This is a genomic window from Streptomyces sp. NPDC001339 (assembly GCF_042895955.1).
Taxonomy (GTDB): Bacteria; Actinomycetota; Actinomycetes; order Streptomycetales; family Streptomycetaceae; genus Streptomyces.
The window spans coordinates 408,951-425,428 of record NZ_JBIAWT010000003.1; the positions used below are offsets into that span (position 1 = coordinate 408,951).

Genomic DNA, 16,478 nt, shown 5'->3' on the forward strand with positions numbered 1-16,478 from the left:
GCCGGTCAGGCGGTGCGTGTGTCGGAGGTGAGGCGGTTGAAGGAGACAGGGAGGTGCTGCGGGCCGCGGAGCACGGCGTTGTCCCGGTACGGCGGTGGGTCGGCGACCAGGCGGGGGGAGTCCAGTCGGCCGGCCAGGGCGGTGAGGGCTATGTGTGCTTCGGCGCGGGCGAGGGTGGCGCCGATGCAGTAGTGCAGGCCGCCGCCGAAGCCGAGGTGGGCGTTGTCACGGCGGTCGGGGAGGAACTGGTCGGGGTTGTCGAAGCGGTTGGCGTCGCGATTGCCCGCGGCGAGCATCAGCCGGACCCTTGAGCCCTTGGGGATGGTGGTGCCCGCGAGGTCGATGTCGGCCAGCGTGCTGCGGATGGTCATCTGCACGGGTGGGTCGTAGCGCAGGACTTCCTCCACCAGCGGGGTGGCCAGGTCGGGGTCGGTGCGTAGCCGGGCGAGGGCGTCGGGGTTGCGCAGCAGGGCGAGGGTGCCGTTGGCGATCAGGTTGACGGTGGTCTCGTGACCGGCGACCAGGAGAAGAGTGAGGGTGGTGAGCAGGTCCTTCGGCCCCATCGGGCCTTCAGGGGTGCTGCTGTGCAGCAGGTCGGAGATGAGATCGTCGCCGGGATGGGTGCGCCGGTGTTCGATGAGGCCCTGAAGGTATTCCGTCAACTGGCGGTGAGCGTCGACGAGTTCGCTGATCTCCTCCTCGGTGGGGATGTCGATGGGTTCCAGTCCGCGGGTGAGCACGCGGGAGAGGCTGCCGAAGAGGGGCTCGTCCTGGCGTGGTACGCCGAGGAGTTCGCAGATCACGGTGACCGGGAGGGGGTAGGCCAGGTCGGCCACGATGTCGAGTTGACCTGGTTGCTCGCTGATGTGGGCGTCGAGCAGGTCGGTGACCAGTTCGTGGAGGTGGTCGCGCATGCCCATGATCCTGGGGATGAAGTGCTGGGTGACCTGGCGGCGGAGTTGGTCGTGGCAGGGCGGGTCCTGGACGAGCAGGCTCTTGGTCTCCGGCGGGGGAAGGTAGGGGTTGCGCCGGTCGGAGCTGATGCGCGGGTCGTGCATCAGTTGGTAGATCTCCTGGTAGCCGCTGACCAGCCAGGTTCCGTCGTCTGCGCGGGCCACTGGCTGTTGGCGCAGTTGCGCGTAGTACGGGTAGGGGTTGGCGCGGTTGTCCTGCCGGGCTGCTGCGGTCATGAGATCGGTGGCGGACGGCTGTGCTGCCGTGGTCATGGTGGTGCTCCTTATGGGTGCGTGGCCGGGACCGGACCGGAAATCGGCGAGGGAGGTGCGGCGACGGCGGCACTGTCGGGCGTGTGGTGTCGGGGGAATGCGGCGTCGACCGGGGCGAGGTGCGCTGGGCCGTCGGAGGCGTTGAGTACGGGCGGGAACGGTGCCTTGGCTTCGATGAGGGCGGCGTATCCGTCCAGTACGCGGGGTGAGTCCACCGCGACGGCGGCGACCAGGCGTCCCTGGAGCCCGTATGCGGCGACGAAGCGGCGCTGGTCGAGGGATCCCTGGGTGACCATGACCTGGTCGGCGACGGTCGGCAGTCCCACGGACTTGAGGTTGATGCCGAACTGGTTGGACCAGAACGCGGGGAGGGGGCGGTGGACGCGGTGGTCGTGGGCGGGGCGGGTCATGTTGTGTGCGGCGGTACGGGCCTGGGCGATCGCGTTGTCCCAGTGGTCCAGGCGGAGGAGCTGGCCGGGGTAGAGAGGGTGCGGCCAGCGGGCGATGTCACCGGCGACGAAGATGTCCCCGGCCGGCGTCCCGTCGGCGGCCAGTGCCCGGCAGGCGCCGTCACACGCCACTCCGCGAGGGTCGGCGGCCAGGCCGGAGTCCGCCAGCCACTCGGTGTTGGCGAGCGCGCCGGTGGCAACCAGGGCCACCTCGGCATCGACCGTGGTGCCGTCGGAGAGCCGGGCTCGGCGCAGTCGGCCGTGGGCATCGCCTTCCAGGGCGTCGACGGTGGTGTTCAGCCGCAGGTCGACCCCGGCATCGCGGTGCCAGCCGGCGGCGGCGCGGCCGATCACACCGCCCAGTGCGCTCGCCAGCGGTGCCCGGCTGCGTTGGGTCACTGTCACCTCATGCCCCAACTCCCGGCATCCCGAGGCCACTTCCCCGCCGGTGAAGCCGGCGCCGATGACCAGCACCCGTGACGGACCGGCTGTAAGTGCCGCGCGTAGACGATCGGCATCGTCGCGTGTGCGCAGCAGATGCACGCCGTCCAGTTCGCCGCCGGCCCGTTCGGGCCAGGGGCGGGCGCGGGTGCCGGTGGCGATCAGCAGCCGGTCGTACCCCACCCGCCGCCCGTCGGCCAGGACCACCTGGCGGCCCGGCACGTCGAGTCCGGTCGCGGCGGTGCCCAGCAGCCATCGCGCGCCGATGTCCCGTACCCGGGGCAAGGTTGTGTGGTCGGTGGTCAGCCAACCGGACAGCACCGCTTTCGACAGCGGCGGCCGGTCATACGGCTCGTGGGGCTCCTCACCGATGAGGATGAGTTCCCCGGTGAAGCCCTCGTCCCGCAGGGCCTCGGCGGCACGCAGCCCGGCCAGCGAGGCGCCGACCACGACGATCCGGCCGGCGCCGCCGCGCCCGGTCGCATCTGCGGCGGTCATCGGCCCGCCCCCGAGGGCAGGGGCGCAGCCTCGGTGGCTCCGCTCAGCGTGATCGCCTGGACGGGGCAGGCCGCCGCGGCCCGCTCCACCTCGCGGCGCGCGCCGTCGTCCGGCGTGTAGTCGTACTCCAGCGACTCCTCGCCGCGGAACCGGAAGACCGTCGGCGCGGCGAAGACGCACTGGCCGTAGCTCTGGCACCGGTTCAGGTCCACCACCAGCCGCAACGGCCGCGATGGGGTCTGCATGATCATCTCTTTCCCTTTCTTCGCTGATGGAGGGCGAGCCTCCGCAGAGGCATGTACGTCGCCCGTGTGCTCGTGCGCCACACGCATGGCGCATCGCAAGTCCCATTTGAATAGTGACTGCTATCTCGACTGTAAACGCCATCCAGGTTTTTGCATAGGGCTTGCTATCTGAATGACTTCGGCGATGTGAATGTCGGGAGCGGAGAACCACGGCGTCAGCGACGGAAGGGCTGCGGCGTGAAGTGAGGGGCGCACCCCGGCGCCCGTCGCCACGGCGCTCTGAACGCTGGGGCGGGGAGGGCTGGTGCGGCTTGTGCGGCTTGTGCGGCTCCAGCCCTCCCCGGTCCTGCGGATCGGCCCGGCTAGCGGTCGGACCGCGCCAGCATCAGCGGCGCCGGTTCGGGTTCGGTGCTGGGCTGTGCTGCGGCCCCGCGTCGGCCGGGGATGCACAGGGTCACGAGCGCGGCCGCCACGGCGCCCGCTGCGCCAAGGACGAAGCCGGTGCGGAAGCCCGACTCGCTCGGAATCGCGACCGGCCCCATACGGGTAGCCATATGAGCCAGTACGAGACCCACCACCGCGCTCGAGGTCGAGGTGCCAATGGAGCGCATCAGGCTGTTGAGCCCGTTGGCCGCCGCGGTCTCGTCCACCGGGACCGCGCTCATGATCAGCGTGGGCACGGCCGCGTAGGCGAGGCCGATGCCCGCGCTGACGACGCTGGTGAACAGCAGCACGCCCCAGAGGTGGCCCATCAGGGGCGGGGCGAGGGCGTAGCCCGCCGCGATGATCACGGCCCCCACGAGCAGCGACGCCTTCGGTCCGCGTGCGGCCGACAGTCTGGCGGCATACGGCGAGACCGCCATCATGACCAAGCCGGAGGGCAGCATCCACAGGCCGGCGGCCGTCATGGACTGACCGAGCCCGTAGCCCGTCTCCTTGGGCAGTGCGAGCAGTTGAGGCGCGATCAGCGACATGGCATACATGGAGAAGCCGACGATGACCGAGGCGAGGTTGGTCATCAGCACCTGCCGCCGGACGCAGGTCCGCAGGTCGACCAGTGGTGCCGGCGTACGAAGTTCCCACCAGCCCCAGCCGATCAGCACGACGATCGCGGCCGCGAACAAGCCGAGCGTGGTGGGGCTCGTCCACCCCCAGTCGGCCCCCTTGGAGATGGGCAACAGCAGGCAGACCAGGCCCGCTGCCACACCCAGCGCCCCTATCACGTCGAAGCCCCTGGCTGTGGTGACCGGCGAGGCGGGGACGAGGAACCGTACGAGGAGCGCCATGATCACGCTCAACCCGGCCGCACCCCAGAAGAGGACATGCCAGTCCGCGTGCTGCGCGATGAGCGCCGCGGCAGGCAGGCCGAGTGCGGCGCCGACACCGAGGGAGGAACTCATCAGGCCCAGAGCGCTTCCCAGCCGCTCCGGCGGAAGGATGTCGCGCATCAGGCTGATGCCCAGCGGAACCACGCTCATGCCCATGCCCTGGAGGGCCCGGCCCACCACCATGGGGGCGAGTGAGGTGCTCACGGCGCAGACCAGGGAGCCGAGCACGAGCAGGGCGATGCTGACGAGCAGCAGGCGCCGCTTGCCGTAGAGATCTCCGAGGCGGCCGAAGACGGGGGTGGCCACCGCGCCCGCGAGCAGAGTCGCCGTGATGGTCCAGGAAGCGTTGGCAGTGGTGGTGTGCAGGAGGTGGGGGAGGGCGGGGATGAGCGGTACGACGAGGGTCTGCATCAGCGAGACCGTGATGCCGGCCGCGGCGAGCACGCCGACGGCGGCGCTGCTGCGGTTGGTTTGCATGGAGAGGCGGTGTTTGTTCACAAGGGGGACTCCCTACGACGCGACGAAGTGCAAAGAGGGCGAGGGGCGCCTGGAAGGCGGTCGCGGGCGGCGATGAACCGGCGTCGGCGCGGCGGCCGGCGATCCGCGCGACCTCACGCGCCGGCCCGCCGGGGCGCCCGCCACATCGCCATTGCAATTCAGATAGTGGTTGCCATTTGGACTGTACATCCCATCTGGCGGCTTGACGTAGGGGGTACTATCTGAATAGCTTGAGCGACATGAATGTCGAGAGTGAGGAACCCCGACGTCAGCGGTTGACCCGGGCCGAGGCCAAGGCCCGCACGCGTGCGCTCCTGCTGGATGCGGCTGCCCGCGTCTTCGCCCGTAAGGGCTTCACCGGTGCCTCGGTGGAGGAGATCGCCGAGTCGGCGGGCTTCTCCATCGGCGCGCTCTACTCGAACTTCTCCGGCAAGGAAGCACTCTTCCTGGAGCTGCTGTCGGACCGTGGCCGCGACCGTGTCGCCCAGGCCGCCAAGGCGCTGCACGACGTGGGCACCGAAGAAGCCGTCGCCGAACTCGGGCGCCTGCTCGTCGATGTTGCCGACAACGACACCGACTTCGCCTCGCTCCAGGCGGAGTTCTGGCTGTACGCAGTCCGCAACCCGCACGTACTGGAAACGGTGGCCGCTACCACGCGCGAGCCACGCCAGGCATTGGAGGGCGTCATGCGCACCGCGCTGGCCCAGCGGGGCGCACCCGGCGACGTCTCCCCCCAAGCCGTTGCCACCGTGGTGGGAGCGCTATGGCAGGGCCTGGTACGCCTGCGGCGCATCGACCCGGACAGTGTGCCGGAAGAACTCTTCGGACAAGCCCTCGGATGGCTGTTCACAGGCATCAATGCCAGCGACACACCCACTCCCGCTGACACCGACTGAACACAGACCAGCACAACCCTCGTGCACCGACCACAGCAAGACTCGTCACACGGATTCACCCTTGCCCGCCCTCTGACGAGCCCGTACCGGACCTTCTCATGCGGCAAACCCGCCTGACCTGCCTGCAACAGTCTGTCAACGGCCTCTTGATCGTCCGCCGCTGGCGGCCTCGAGACATCCTCGCCGGGGAGCTTACGGAGGCCGCTGCGAGAGATCCCAGACGGCGCCAAGTTCGAGGTCATCGCCCACCTGGACCGCGTCCTCGGCCCGGCCCTCGTCCGCGACGTCGGTCGCACCTGGCGTCGGGGCCCGGATGCGGTCGACTTAGCGAGCCGGAGGGCTGGCCGCCCACGCGAGGGCGTCATCGAGTTCGTCGTATGCGAACCGCCGAACCTCAGCCCGAACGAAGTGATTCGCGAGCTGGGGCGCCAGGGCGGCGACCTTACTGTCAGCCGCCAGCGCGATCTTCCGGACCTTCCGGTGGTGGTCGCGAAGGAACCGCACATGACGGATCAAGCCGCCCATGTTTTCCCAGCCGGGGAACTCGCGCGCATGGATCACGACGCCGGCCAATTCGGCGTGTGTCTTGAGCCAGCTGTCCACGGTCGACGCGAGGGCGTCGAAATCCTGTGCACGCAGGGGTTGTTCGACCTCGACCACGAGCACGTCGGACTCGGTCAGCCGGTGGGAAATGCCGGGGCCCTCGGGAAGCGACGACAGCCAGTGCAGGGCCTCGTCACGCTCCTGGCTTCCGAAGACGCGTACCGGACAGGCCATCAGAAAGCTCGTCAACCGGGTCGACTCACGGATCCAGCGCACGTCACTGACGACCGCACACCCCTCGAAAAGCCTCATGGCACCCATACCGACCTTGAGGTCCTCCCAGGCCGCTCCGGGAGTGAAGGACGTGAACTCGGGGCCGATCTCGCACAGGATCCGAATCCGGCGGCCTTCCCTCCGGGCGTCCTCGATGAGTGGCTCGACCACCGTCTGGTAGTCGCTCTTCGACACCGTCCCGATCGCCTTTACCGCGTCGACGCCGGCAGGGGTGTCCTCGGCTCTCTCCAGCATGCCCTTCCCCTCTCCGTGCCCGGTCGACGTATGGGTGGCCGCAGGCGTCCGAGCGGAGGCCGACGCACGGCCCAGTTCGACACTGATGCAATTCTTACAGAAAATTCCTTTTCGGGTATGACTGAAGATATGCGGCAATAGGCATGTTTCTGGGCATGGCGAGGTTCTGGCTGAGTGGTGGCCCGGTTGGACAAGGCCGATAGGTCCTACCCGTGCGACGACGAAGGATGATCGGAAGTCTCGGGCTGATCGGCGTGGAACGTCACGCCGATCCAGCAGACCCAGCCGGATCGGCTGCAACGCCCAGTAGCTGATGGCCCGGTACAGCAGAGTCGCGCCGATCGCCGAGCCGGGCGGCAGGCCGTACAGCACAAGCAGCACGGACAGGCTCGCCTCGACCACACCCAGGCTGCCGGGCGTCAGGCGCAGGCTGCCGGGGATCTGCGTGAGCCCGTAGGCGAGCAGCAGCCCGTGCCAGGGCACGCCGATACCCAGTGCCCACAGGCAGGCGGCCAGACACGCCGCATCGAAAGTCCAGTTCAACAGCGCGAGCAAGGCCGGGCGCAGCCACGTCCGGAAACCAGGCTGCAGGCTCCGGATCTGCACCACCACCTGTACCAGTGCCTGTCGGGCCCTGCGCACGCGTGCGGACCGCTGCCCGATCCGGTCCCAGCACCGTCGCACTGTTGCGCGGAAGCCTGCGAAACGGGACAGGCCGAAGACCGCCAGGCCGAGCAGCAGTCCCAGCCCCAGGAGGCCGGCAGCCGGGCGCAGAACGGTGGCGGCCCCGGTTGCGCCAACGGTGAACAAGCCGACCACGATCAGGATGGCCAGGCCGAGCACCGCAAGTGCCCCGGCGGAGACCAGTACGGCGGCCGCCAGGGCAGGTTCGACCCTCCGGCGGTTCAGCTGCCGAAACATCCAGGCGCTGGCAAGGGCCGCCCCACCGGGTAGTGCGCCCGCCACGGCGTTGGCCGCTACGGCGATCGCCACCATCCGCCGCAGGCTCCACCGCACCCCGCCCTCCCGCAGCAGCCAGCGCGGCACGGCCGCGAAGCACGCCACCGACAATGCCTCGACTCCCACAGCAACCGTCAGCTGAGGGAAGTGCACCCGGGAGATGAGGTCGAACGCCTGCGCCAGCTCGTGCCGCCGCCACACAGCCACCCACACCGCGGCCACCAGCAGCAGGCCGGCTCCGCACCAGGTCAACCAGCCCGGCCGAACCAGACGGTCCGCCTGGTTCTCCGCTGTGGTGTACGACCGCTCAGACGCCATCCGTCACCACCGGCGGAAGGCAAACCACCAAAAGCGGCTGCCGCCTGAGACGGCCTCGCATGCGCACACGTGAGACGGCGGATGCGCCGACTTGCTCGCAAGGACAGAGCCGTTCCATTCCGGGTTCACAGAGGCAGGTGTAGCACCGACAGTGCCGGGTTGCGGTCCAGCACTACTCGTCCGAGTGGCGTCGGTGTCTCTTCAGGGTTGAGCTCGAGACGGGCACCGGACTGCTGCGATGAGACGTGCGTCAACCGGACCCGACCATGGGGTGGGATCAGCGATGGGACCTCGATATGCGCTGGTCACACCGGAAACCGGTATGACCATTCGGGAAGCGGCCCTGGAGGTGTTGCGGCAGGAGGTGGATCCGTACGGCGGAAAGGCGTCCTCGGAGCTCTACGAAGAAGCGTGAGTCGCGGGGACCCCCCACCACACCCCGGCCGGACACCCACGGTCGCCCGGCTCCGCAGGGAACGATGCGACGGTCAACGCTCCCGATCACGACCTGGTTCGGAACGTGATCCCCACGTCGGAGCAGAGGGACTCGGCCACCTCACGGTCGAAGGGCTCGGTGCCGGGGGTAAGCACCGAAGCAGCGGCCACCGCCACCCCCAACGCGCAGGCACTGACCGGATCGTCCCCTGCGGCCAGCCGAACGGTGAGCGCGGCCACCATGCTGTCTCCGGCCCCGGCATCACTGAGCAGCTCCCCGGGCAGCGGCGGTGCACGCAGTTCGGTGTGGCCGTGACGGGTCGAGCAGAGCGCGCCCAGGTCACCGATCGTGGTGACCGCGATCTCGGCGGCCCCCGTGGTGAGCAGATGCTCGTTGACCGCTAGGGCGTCGTCGAAGCTGCGGACGGTCCGGCCGAGGAGATCGGCGGCCTCTGTCCGGTTGCACCTGAGCAGGAAGACGCCTTCGTCGAGCCCCTGCCGCAGCGCCGGGCCTGAGGTGTCCAGCACCAGCCGGGATCCAGCCGCCTTGATCCGGCGGGCAACCGCCGCGTAGAAGTCGTCAAGCAGGCCGCCGGGCAGGCTGCCGCTTGCCACGACGTACCTGCTGGTGCCGATCGCCTGCCCCAGCACGTCCAGGCAGCGTTGTCCCTCATGGTCGTCGAGGTGCGGACCGGGCGGGACGATGTGATGGCTGCGGCGGGACTCGGTCTCGAACAGCACGAGTGCTTCGCGGGTCTCGCCGTCGATGTCGACGGCGATGTGGTCGATGCCCTCTTCGTCCAGCAACCTGTTCAGGCGGCAGCCGACTTCGCGGCCGGCGGTGTGGACGGCGGTGGCCCGTCCTCCGAGTCGCGCCACACCGCGGGCGACGTTGATGCCCCCGCCCCCGCCGGCCACGGACCTGACCCGGGCGCGGTTCTTGCCGATGTCGGCAAGGTGGTCGACATCCCAGCAGATGTCGACGGTCGGGTTCACCGTCAGGGTGAGAACCGGCCCGGCCGTGGCGGGGTCCGGCGCTGTTGTGCTCATCGTGGAGATGCCGCCTCGCCCGGTATGGCCAGTGCCTGGCGCACCATCTGTTGAACGTGGCCCCGCTCGTTGTCGTACCCGGCTGTGACCGCCGGCGGGCCGTTGTCGGCAACGGCGCTCGGCGTGAGCCCGACGGCGGATGCTCGCGGACACGCCCCGATGCCGTTGGATTCCAGGGGTTTGTCTACGGCACCCAGCCCGTCCTGGTAGCGGCCACATGCCGGAAGATCTCGTTGACCTCGGAGCCGGTCGCCTTCCGTGCGGTCACCCAGACGATGCCGGTCACGTCGAGCGCATACTCGGTCTGCGCCGAGCGGGCCGAGGCGGCCGAACCCGTTGATCGCAACCCGGGCGGCCATGGTTCGCTCCCCACTTTCTTGGCCGAACCGCCGACGGAGCGGCCCGACACCTGGGACCTCGGCCGCGGCTGATAGCGGTCGGCTCACATGCCACGAACCGGACGGCCGATCATGCGTCTCACTGGCCCCGACCTGGCTTCGACGCTAACCCTTCCGACAGCCCGTCGCACCTCGTCGCCTCACCGGCAGATGCCAGCGGCTATCACGGCGCAGTGCCCGGCGGCGAAGGGTGGGTCGGCGGCAGGCTGCCCAGCAGCCGCCAGGTGCCGGAGGTGTCTGTGCGGGTCGGCCCAGCGCACGGCAGCCGCGAGAGCGACCTCCCCCCCCGGATGAACGTGGCCGAGGCGAAACAATGCGGCGCACGACTCGCCCACGAACTCCTGCTCTCCAAGGGACTGTAGGTACCCCGACAAGGGACTTTAGGTACCCCGACCGGCGGGAGAGACGCAACGCCGGTGGGACACCGGGCCGGCGAGCCGTTCGGAGAACCGCTCGGGAGACGGGCACTCGTGTCAGCGGCACAACAGGCGTGGACGGAGCCCCCAGGTCATCCTTTGACGACGCCTAGCGGGATCAGCCGGGCGACCAGCCGCGCCAGCCCGGCACCTTCGGTGGCGGAGGCGACCGCGTCGACGTCCTTGTAAGCGGCGGGAGCCTCCTCCGCGAGGCCGCGCCAGGAGGAGGGGCGGACGGCGATGCCATGGGCCTCCAGCGAGTCCCGCACCTGTTCGCCGCGGACTTGGCGCAGTGCGTGATGGCGGCTCCACACCCGTCCCGCGCCATGGCAGGTGGAGAAGAACGCGGCGTTGCCGGGCGTGCCGACCATGACGTACGAGGCGGTGCCCATGGTTCCGGGAACGAGGACCGGCTGGCCGGCCTCGGCGAGGTCCTCCGGCAGGCCGGGGTGGCCGGGCGGGAGGGCGAGGGTGGCGCCCTTGCGGTGCACACACAGCCGGCGCGGTACGCCGTCCACCTCGTGGGTCTCGATCTTGGCCATGTTGTGGGAGACGTCGTACACCAGGTCCACGCCTACACCCACACCGGCGGTGCAGGCGAATGCATGGCGTGCGGCCTCGGTGAGCAGCTGCCGGTTGGCGCGGCCGTAGTTGGCGGCGGCGGCCATCGCCCCGAGGTAGTCGCGGCCGGGCGGAGAGACGACGGGCGCGCAGGCGAGCTGCCGGTCCGGGATGTCGATGCCGTAGGCGCGCAGCGAGTGGTCCATGACCCGGACGTGGTCGGTGCACACCTGGTGTCCGAGGCCGCGGGAGCCGCAGTGGATCATCACGCAGACCTGGCCGACCCGCAGGCCGAAGGCGGCCGCGGTCCCCTCGTCGTACACCCGGTCCACCGCCTGGACTTCCAGGAAGTGGTTGCCCGAGCCGAGGCTGCCCACCTGGTTCAGCCCACGCTCCACGGCACGCTGCCCGACCTGCTCCGGGTCGGCATCTGCCAGCGCCCCGTGGTCCTCGCAGCGGTCCAGATCGCGCGGGACGCCGTGGCCGCACTCGACCGCGTACCGGGCGCCGCCGGTGAGCAGCTTCTCCATCTGTGCGCGTCCGGACAACCTCCACAGACCACCGCGTCCCACGCCGCGCGGCGTGGTGTCCCCGAGAACGTCCATCAGCTCCTTCAGGTGCGGGGCCAGTTCGACCCGCTCCATACGGGCAGCCAGCAGCCGGACACCGCAGGAGATGTCGAAGCCGACGCCGCCCGGCGAGACGACGCCGCCCGCGTCGATGTCCGTGGCGGCGACCCCGCCGATGGGGAAGCCGTACCCCCAGTGCACATCGGGCATGGCGAAGGAGGCGCGGACGATGCCGGGCAGCGTCGCCACGTTCACCACCTGTTCCAGCGCCCTGTCGCCGGCCGCCTGGGGCAGCAGCTCACGGCTGGCGAAGACGACACCGGGCACGCGCATGGCACCCTGCCGGTCGATGCGGAACCGGAACGGGCTCTCCTCCGTCACCGTGACGTCCATGTCCGTGTCCGTCGCTCTCGGTGAGTCTTCCTGGCCCACAGGCACCTCGCGCTGTCGTGAGAGTGCCGTGATCGACGCATCCGTCACTCCCCGGCGGACGGAGCCCGCAGGTCGGGGGCTCGATCCGGTCTGTCTCTCCCCACGCCACACGCCACAGTGTGCGCAGCGGGGCGTACAGGGGTCTGTCCTTCCACTGTGTCTCCGTCCGGCACACGCCGCACGGGCGGATGTGCCCGGAAGGCGACCGGTTCGGCCGGCACCCGGGGAGCCGGCTCGGCCGACAAGACGTACGTCAGGGGCCCTGAGAGGAACGGTCACACGTCGAGCGTGACCGAGCAGTGCCAGCCGTCCGGCCCGCGAGCGAATGTCAGCTCATGCAGGGTGACCGCTTTCGGCGCGGCCCCCGTCACCGGAAGCGCCCCGACGTCCGCCATGCTCAGCCCGGCCCGCAGCCCGCCGCGGACGGCGGTCAGCTCCGCCTCGACCGGGGCCTCGTTCTGGGTGTCGAGCCAGTACACGACCTCTTCCAGCAGTGCCACCAGCAGGTCCTCGTCCGTGTCCGCCCGGATCACGACATCCCGCCGACGCACACCGACCGCGCCCGCCAGGTCCAGGAAGGACTCGCAGACACCTCGCACGGCCTGCGCCAGGCACACCTCACGGGTCGGGCCCCATGCCTCCACCCGCAGATCCGCGGTGTGCGGAACGCTGCGGTGTCCGCCGAGCCGCGCGGAGCCTTCCGGCCGCATCACGCTCGCCCTCCTCGTACGACAGCCCCTGTTCCATCGTCGCCCCTCAGGCACCAGGGCAGGCGCCAGGCCGTCAGGGGCGGGGGCTCCTGCCAGACGACCCCATAACGATTCAACACCTGGGTGCCCGCCTGCCGCTTTCGGTGGTTCATGGTGGGTGGCCCGGGCGGAGAGTGCTGGGATTCGACGTCAACGGTGCGGGACGACGGCCACCGGGCAGTGCGCGTGCTGCGAGTCTGCGTGGGTGATCCGGCCCAGGCGGGCACCTGGCGGGCGGCCCGGGCGGTGCGCGCCCACGACGAGGAGATCGGCACGGGCGGAAGCTTCGACGAGCGCGCCCGCCGGGGAGCGCCGCCTAGGCTGCTGCCTCGCTGCTGCCTCACGCCTGAGCACAAGCCGCAGCGTGGACGGACTGCGTTCCGCGACGCCACTCCGAGAGAAGGTGTCGGGCAATTGGCTCCTCGATCGGCATGCGCAGACCTGGCGATCAGCAATATGCCTTACATGCCAGACAGATCCGAGCACCGTCACCGTGGCTTGCCGGCCACGGTCCACCCGTGCGTCGACCGCATCCTCGGAGACCTGCTCGGTCGTCACCGCGAGCCCCGGGTGTAGCTCACGCACCATGGTCTTGGCCCTGTCGAGCACCTCGGCCCCGTAGCGCCTCCGGCTGGCGGCCTCGTGGGCGATGGGGATGCCCAGTGGCTGGGGGGAGGCCCAGGAGTGCAGCAGGTGCAGCGGCAGCCCTTGGGCCGCCACCTCAGCGGCGCCCCGGCGCACCGCTGACCTGCTGTTCTCCGTTCCGTCCAGCCCCACCAGAACGGGGCCGCCCATGACAGACACCTCCGCGGACTCGGGCCTGCGGGAACAACCTCCCCTCCAGCGTCACGGCAGCGGGCCGGCAGCTCCATAGGCCGAAGAGCCCGACCACCGTGTGGTCACCAGGCCACGGCACCGAGGCGAACGGGGCCGGTCGGCCCCCCGATAGGGCCTGACCGGGTCTTCCCCATAGCGCTGACGGGAGCTTTGCTGAAAGTGACGAGGAGGACGACGAGACGACGAGACGCGGAGTAGTGGAGTAGTAGAGAGGAACTGCGCACCGCGCAACCCGTGCCCGCGAGAAGTGGGTGGTCCTCCTCGCCTCTGCATGCGTGGCGCCGGAACGCCGGAATGCCGGACGCTGGGAGGTAGCCATGAGCGACCGGTCGACGAAGAACCAGTCGGAGAGCGGCCGGCAACCGGTCGGCCGATCGGAAGTCGGCTGGCCGGAAGCCAGCCAGCCGGAAGCCAGCCGGTCGGAAGCTGGTCAGTCGAAGAGCGGCAGGTCACCGGACGATGGCTGGATCGTCGTGGGGGTTGACGGATCGGAGTCGTCCAAGGAAGCCCTGCGCTGGGCGGTGCACCAGGGGCGGCTGACCCACTGCCCCGTCCATGCGGTGATCGCCTGGGAGTACCCGCCCCTCTTTGGCTCGATCGGCTGGCTCGACGCCCCGCAGGAGCTCGCGCCGGACGCGAAGGTGTGGGCGGGGCAGAGCCTCGACCGCGCGGTCGAAGAGGTCGTCGGAGCGGCCGAGGCGGCGCGGATCCGCACTACTGTCGCCTACGGCACGCCCGCAGCCGTGCTGCTGGAAGCGGCCGAGGACGCGGCTCTGCTGGTCGTCGGCAGCCGTGGACACGGTGGGTTCACCGGAGCGCTCCTGGGCTCGGTCAGCTGGCACTGCACCCAGCACGCTCCCTGCCCGGTCGTCGTCGTACGGGGACGGAACCACTGAGTCGTACGGGGACGGAACCACTGAGCGAGGGTGGGCAACGCACCACGCTGCCGGCAGGCCAGGTCGGCGCGCGACCGGTCGCCAGCCGGCTCACCCACCGGCGCGAGGGGCGTATCCGGGGCCTACGGCAGCGTCGGAAAGGGGCGGCCGCCGGTCCCGACTGCCGAGGGCCCTGGCACGTTCACCCACGTTCACCGACGGTGGTGCCGTCCTTGCGCGTCGAGTTCCGCCCACTCCTTCTCCCACTGGGCGTAGCGCTTGCGGTTCAGCAGGAGGACGCCGGCCCGGTCTGTGCCGAAGACCAGCAGCCCGGTACCGGATGCGGCCAGGGTGCCGGCCACGACGCTCCGGACAAGGATGTCCGCCGGGGTGCTCGGGTCCCGTAGCAGGGCCCCGTGCTCGTCCAGCCACACGGTCGTCCGGTCTCCGGCATGAGCGCCGGGTGCCACAGTTGTCTCTCCTGTCCGGACGGTATGGTCCGAGGCCGTCCAGCGCACTGTCGCGTGCACTCGGCCACCCGTGCCGTCCCTGGCGTCACGGCCGGCGCGGGCGGGCGGCTCCTTCGTCACCACGGCGGTGACCGCATGCCAGTCGGCGCGTTGCTGCTGGGACGCGGTGTCCACCGCCTGGCCGGCCAGCACCCCGGCGGTCGGTGCCGCCACGGCGATGAGCAGCCCGGCGGCCAGGGCCATCCAGGACTGTGCCACGTCCGTGCCGCGCCGGAGCAGGTCGTGCCGCCATGGTGGGCGCATCTTCCGAGGAGTCATCGTGTACCCCCTTCGCCTGCTGTTTGGAGGGTCTCAAGACCAGGCAGGTCCGGGAGAGGGCCGAACGGTCCCGGTGAGGGGCCGGGGCGTACAGTCTGGGCGGTCGGGCCGGGACCGTTCGGCCCTCTGGCAGATCACCTCGAGTGGCGACCCGATGGATCGGATGGCTTCGTCGAGCAGTACTCGTCAACAAACGCTGTTGCTGAAGATGAACGAAGCCACCCAGGCCGTGTTCGGTCTTCAGCCGGCTCACGAGCTCCATGTGCTTGGCCGGGGGTGCGGAACGGGTGAGATCGTTCCCTTGCGTGATCGGGCGGCCGTACTTCTTCTCGACGGAGGGGAAGTAGCTGGCAGGGCCTTTCGCCGCAGTGGCCATGTCGGGGCTCTGTCCTTCTGTCCGTGTGCTGCCGGTGGCGTACCTCGGGTTGAGGAGCCTTGCCAGCGGGGTTCAGCACCACAGACGTGGCCTTGGACTGACCTGGACGCCTGGTGGGAGGTGTGTGAGAGAGGTTCCGACACTTGGCGATGAGTTACCGCGTCCGCTTCCGGGGAATACGCGAGCGCCCTGGTCGGCGCAGCCGTTTCCAGGTGCGGTGGACAGTCGACGGGCTTGAAAATTCAGAATCGTTCGGCACCGTCGGGGTCGGGCTTGCTGAGAGCAGGCACGCGAAGCTGATGACGTTGGCACGCGAGGGGGAGCCGTTCGATGAGCCCACGGGTCTGCCGGCGTCCGAGCTGCGAGCCATCAAGCAGCGTACGACGTGGTACGACATTGCCCACGAATACCTCGGCCAGCGGTGGTGGCGGAAGGCTCTGGACTGGATAAAGCGGAACTCCCTGCCCGTCAGTGCTCTCGCGGAATCCGATGTGCTGCGGCGTGCGCTGGATGCTCTGTGCTGCAAGTGGGACGGCAAGGCGGCTGCGGCCAAGACGGCACGGCGCAAGGGGCCGCATTCAACGAAGTTCTCAACACAGCAGTTGAAAAAGGGTACTTCGCAGAGAACCCCCTCAACGGGCTCAGGCTGTCCGACTGCTCGCGGCGGTTGGCCAGCAGTGCGGGCGCGGGCCTCGCCTTGAGGCGTTCTTCGGCTGCATGTACTACGCGGCCATGCGGCCAGCGGAGGTCATTCACCTCCGGCTCGAACAGTGCCACCTGCCCGAGACCGAGTGGGGGATGCTCAAGTTCCTGGACGGCGTCCGGGAGCAGGCCAACCGCCTGATCGAGCAGTCGATGAAGGAGTGAGACCGCGTCAGCCAGGGCGCAGCGCCTTCGGGGTGAGCCGGGAGTGGGACCGGAAATAGACCGGAAGAGCTGGTCAGGAGCGGGATAGCAGTGGGGGAGATTGGGAGGTACGACGTAAACCGGGCCCTGTTCTGAGCGGGCCGAGCGAGAGGCGCCTGACGGGCTAAAGCCCAGGTCAGGCGCCTTTTTCCGTGG

13 protein-coding genes and 1 pseudogene are annotated in these 16,478 nt (G+C 69.8%); 3 read left to right on the top strand and 11 right to left on the bottom strand.

The window, feature by feature from the left end; all coding sequences use genetic code 11:
- Positions 1-5: 5 nt before the first annotated feature.
- The 4 genes from ACFY12_RS10830 to ACFY12_RS10845 all read right to left on the bottom strand — a co-directional run bounded on the left by ACFY12_RS10830 (position 6) and on the right by ACFY12_RS10845 (position 4,685).
- Positions 6-1,226, bottom strand: coding sequence for a cytochrome P450 (locus tag ACFY12_RS10830; protein WP_390715428.1), 1,221 nt, complete (start codon positions 1,224-1,226; stop codon positions 6-8).
- Between the two features lie 11 nt (positions 1,227-1,237).
- Positions 1,238-2,614, bottom strand: coding sequence for an NAD(P)/FAD-dependent oxidoreductase (locus ACFY12_RS10835; RefSeq protein ID WP_390715429.1), 1,377 nt, complete (start codon positions 2,612-2,614; stop codon positions 1,238-1,240).
- On the bottom strand, positions 2,611-2,859 hold the full coding sequence (locus ACFY12_RS10840) for a ferredoxin (protein ID WP_390715430.1): 249 nt from the start codon (positions 2,857-2,859) through the stop codon (positions 2,611-2,613). The genes ACFY12_RS10835 and ACFY12_RS10840 overlap by 4 nt, the downstream gene beginning before the upstream one ends.
- A gap of 362 nt (positions 2,860-3,221) precedes the next feature.
- Positions 3,222-4,685 (bottom strand): MFS transporter, encoded by a 1,464-nt coding sequence (locus tag ACFY12_RS10845; RefSeq protein WP_390715431.1) that lies wholly within the window; start codon positions 4,683-4,685, stop codon positions 3,222-3,224.
- 239 nt (positions 4,686-4,924) lie between these two features.
- Between ACFY12_RS10845 and ACFY12_RS10850 the strand changes: the two genes are divergently transcribed.
- Positions 4,925-5,581, top strand: coding sequence for a TetR/AcrR family transcriptional regulator (locus tag ACFY12_RS10850; protein WP_390715432.1), 657 nt, complete (start codon positions 4,925-4,927; stop codon positions 5,579-5,581).
- Between the two features lie 324 nt (positions 5,582-5,905).
- On the opposite strand, the gene ACFY12_RS10855 is transcribed toward ACFY12_RS10850, so the two are convergent.
- The 5 genes from ACFY12_RS10855 to ACFY12_RS10875 all read right to left on the bottom strand — a co-directional run bounded on the left by ACFY12_RS10855 (position 5,906) and on the right by ACFY12_RS10875 (position 13,335).
- Complete coding sequence (locus tag ACFY12_RS10855) at positions 5,906-7,930, bottom strand: flippase-like domain-containing protein (RefSeq protein ID WP_390715433.1); 2,025 nt, start codon at positions 7,928-7,930, stop codon at positions 5,906-5,908.
- 501 nt (positions 7,931-8,431) lie between these two features.
- Entirely contained in the window at positions 8,432-9,415 is a 984-nt protein-coding gene (locus ACFY12_RS10860; protein WP_390715434.1) for a 1-phosphofructokinase family hexose kinase, read from the bottom strand.
- Positions 9,416-10,321: 906 nt separating this feature from the next.
- Positions 10,322-11,752, bottom strand: coding sequence for an RtcB family protein (locus ACFY12_RS10865; protein ID WP_390715435.1), 1,431 nt, complete (start codon positions 11,750-11,752; stop codon positions 10,322-10,324).
- Positions 11,753-12,066: 314 nt separating this feature from the next.
- Positions 12,067-12,501, bottom strand: coding sequence for an archease (locus ACFY12_RS10870; RefSeq protein ID WP_390715705.1), 435 nt, complete (start codon positions 12,499-12,501; stop codon positions 12,067-12,069).
- Positions 12,502-12,690: 189 nt separating this feature from the next.
- The gene (locus ACFY12_RS10875; RefSeq protein ID WP_390715436.1) at positions 12,691-13,335 is read right to left on the bottom strand and encodes a universal stress protein; all 645 of its coding nucleotides are present in this window, start codon (positions 13,333-13,335) and stop codon (positions 12,691-12,693) included.
- Between the two features lie 359 nt (positions 13,336-13,694).
- Here ACFY12_RS10875 and ACFY12_RS10880 point away from each other — a divergent pair, with 359 nt between their 5' ends.
- Positions 13,695-14,273 (top strand): universal stress protein, encoded by a 579-nt coding sequence (locus ACFY12_RS10880; protein WP_390715437.1) that lies wholly within the window; start codon positions 13,695-13,697, stop codon positions 14,271-14,273.
- Between the two features lie 191 nt (positions 14,274-14,464).
- Here ACFY12_RS10880 and ACFY12_RS10885 read toward each other — a convergent pair whose 3' ends face one another.
- Together ACFY12_RS10885 and ACFY12_RS10890 are read right to left on the bottom strand one after the other, a co-directional pair.
- A complete protein-coding gene (locus ACFY12_RS10885) occupies positions 14,465-15,040 on the bottom strand; it encodes a hypothetical protein (RefSeq protein ID WP_390715438.1) in 576 nt (191 codons plus the stop codon).
- 232 nt (positions 15,041-15,272) lie between these two features.
- Positions 15,273-15,416, bottom strand: a pseudogene (locus tag ACFY12_RS10890) (DUF4287 domain-containing protein); the annotation flags it as partial.
- Between the two features lie 732 nt (positions 15,417-16,148).
- Between ACFY12_RS10890 and ACFY12_RS10895 the strand changes: the two are divergent.
- A complete protein-coding gene (locus tag ACFY12_RS10895; RefSeq protein ID WP_390715439.1) occupies positions 16,149-16,283 on the top strand; it encodes a hypothetical protein in 135 nt (44 codons plus the stop codon).
- The last annotated feature ends 195 nt before the right edge of the window (positions 16,284-16,478 follow it).

Excerpts from the sequence above, each read along its gene's own strand:
- ACFY12_RS10830 (WP_390715428.1), bottom strand. The coding sequence starts at position 1,226 with ATGACCACGGCAGCACAGCCGTCCGCCACCGATCTCATGACCGCAGCA.
- ACFY12_RS10860 (WP_390715434.1), bottom strand. The coding sequence starts at position 9,415 with ATGAGCACAACAGCGCCGGACCCCGCCACGGCCGGGCCGGTTCTCACC.
- ACFY12_RS10880 (WP_390715437.1), top strand. The coding sequence starts at position 13,695 with ATGAGCGACCGGTCGACGAAGAACCAGTCGGAGAGCGGCCGGCAACCG.
- ACFY12_RS10840 (WP_390715430.1), bottom strand. The coding sequence starts at position 2,859 with ATGCAGACCCCATCGCGGCCGTTGCGGCTGGTGGTGGACCTGAACCGG.
- ACFY12_RS10885 (WP_390715438.1), bottom strand. The coding sequence starts at position 15,040 with ATGACTCCTCGGAAGATGCGCCCACCATGGCGGCACGACCTGCTCCGG.
- ACFY12_RS10855 (WP_390715433.1), bottom strand. The coding sequence starts at position 7,930 with ATGGCGTCTGAGCGGTCGTACACCACAGCGGAGAACCAGGCGGACCGT.
- ACFY12_RS10850 (WP_390715432.1), top strand. The coding sequence starts at position 4,925 with ATGAATGTCGAGAGTGAGGAACCCCGACGTCAGCGGTTGACCCGGGCC.
- ACFY12_RS10895 (WP_390715439.1), top strand. The coding sequence starts at position 16,149 with ATGCGGCCAGCGGAGGTCATTCACCTCCGGCTCGAACAGTGCCACCTG.
- ACFY12_RS10865 (WP_390715435.1), bottom strand. The coding sequence starts at position 11,752 with ATGGACGTCACGGTGACGGAGGAGAGCCCGTTCCGGTTCCGCATCGAC.
- ACFY12_RS10870 (WP_390715705.1), bottom strand. The coding sequence starts at position 12,501 with ATGCGGCCGGAAGGCTCCGCGCGGCTCGGCGGACACCGCAGCGTTCCG.
- ACFY12_RS10875 (WP_390715436.1), bottom strand. The coding sequence starts at position 13,335 with ATGGGCGGCCCCGTTCTGGTGGGGCTGGACGGAACGGAGAACAGCAGG.
- ACFY12_RS10835 (WP_390715429.1), bottom strand. The coding sequence starts at position 2,614 with ATGACCGCCGCAGATGCGACCGGGCGCGGCGGCGCCGGCCGGATCGTC.